Here is a 1,585-nt window from a genome sequence, read left to right as displayed (position 1 = left end):
AAAAAGGAATGCAAAATGTATAAATACATAAAACTAGATCAAGAACAGCAGTTCTCCGACTTCAACAAAAGGTCATTCAAATTTAACCAGTCTGTAGTGGAGACACCTCTAGCATCACTTGATAGTCTATCTGAGTTAGTCCTCAGACTTCCCCCGGAGCACGTGTATGCCAGCTCTAGTAAAGTCGACATCAATGCAAATCTTGATACAGCTCATAAAGAACATAAAATAGAATGCTCATTAGAGCACGCACTGGAAAATCTGGCGACTTCAGACTCTTTTGTGATGGTTAGAAGTCCTGAAATTGACGAACAATATAAAGAGCTATTTACAGGGCTAAAGAACGACCTTGAACAACTTGCCCAAGAACTAGGTACAGAAATTACTGACTCAACACTCTATCTATTTATCACGTCACCAAATGGCACAACGCCTTATCACATCGACCGGTATAGCACTTTCCTTATGCAACTTACGGGCACTAAAGAAGTCTATACGTGGGAACCCTGGGATAAAGAACAAATTAGTGATGATGAACTGGAAACATTTGTAGCCAAAACCCATAAAGTAGCACCAAGCTTACGGGACGAATTTGTTAACACCTCAACAAAAACTTTTATTAAGCCAGGTGAAGGCGCTCATATTCCCTATTTAGCACCACACTGGGTAAAAACATGCGATGAAGTTTCAGCCTCAGTATCAATTATCTTCAACACGAAAGAAACTCAGAAGAAAGGCTTAGCCTTGCGCTTTAATGAATTAGTTAAGAGGAGACTGGGAATCAAGCTAAGCCCTATATCCGGTGACAAAAAGATCAGTGACGCCATAAAAGTATTCCTATTCAAAGTGGCCGCCAAGCTATTGAGTGGTAAAGTCTAAAGCTATTATTTACTCTTAACAGAAATAGGGAAACTCAAATGCCGTTACAAACAAGCCCAAATATAACACGACTAAGCTTTGGGCTTCTTCTACTTCTATATTTACTATTTATTCTAGCGGCAAGCTTTTACCTAACAGGAAAGGCACCCAGCACAGAAAGTGCAATCCAGACCCTACTCGAAAAAGGGAGTGCATTTTCTTTTAATTTTCACAACCTAAGAGATGTTGCTACGAACATACTGCTGTATATGCCATTGGGCTTTCTTTGTTCCCTATATATAGCGAGTAAATCCTCTCCTAGATTAATGAGCCCCTATCTGTTTGTTGGTTTTTTAGTCAGTACACTAGTTGAAATAACGCAAGCATTTATTGGGCGCTATTCCGATATTTCAGACGTAATATCAAATACTTCAGGTTTTATCACGGGCTATTTTGTCGCCTATATTGCACTAAAGCACTTTCACTTTTCACCTTCTAGCTTACTTGGTATAGAGCAAAAATCAGATAATGCGGCATTGCAAAACATATCTGGAATCCGGTTTATCTATATAGCGGTCGCTTATATAACCTGTTTACTACCTCTTAATATCACCGTCTCATTATCTGATATCTATGCAAAGCTAAACAGTCAAAACAGTGACATGCCACGTTTGATTCTTGACCCCTTTTTCCACTTTTCATCCGCATCAGTAGATTGGCAGTACTT

The 1,585-nt window shown here is 39.2% G+C and carries 2 protein-coding genes; both read left to right on the top strand.

All coding sequences use genetic code 11. The annotated features are described in order from the left end of the window. Positions 1 to 879, top strand: an 879-nt coding sequence (locus A3757_RS21975; RefSeq protein ID WP_231878356.1) for a cupin-like domain-containing protein, incomplete at its 5' end; no start/stop codon positions are given. Between the two features lie 38 nt (positions 880 to 917). Continuing rightward, a partial coding sequence (locus A3757_RS21970; RefSeq protein WP_197470214.1) for a VanZ family protein occupies positions 918 to 1,585 on the top strand: 668 nt, incomplete at its 3' end.

The sequence above is a fragment of the Oleiphilus sp. HI0117 genome (genome assembly GCF_001635235.1).
This window is presented reverse-complemented; position numbering and strand designations above follow the sequence as displayed.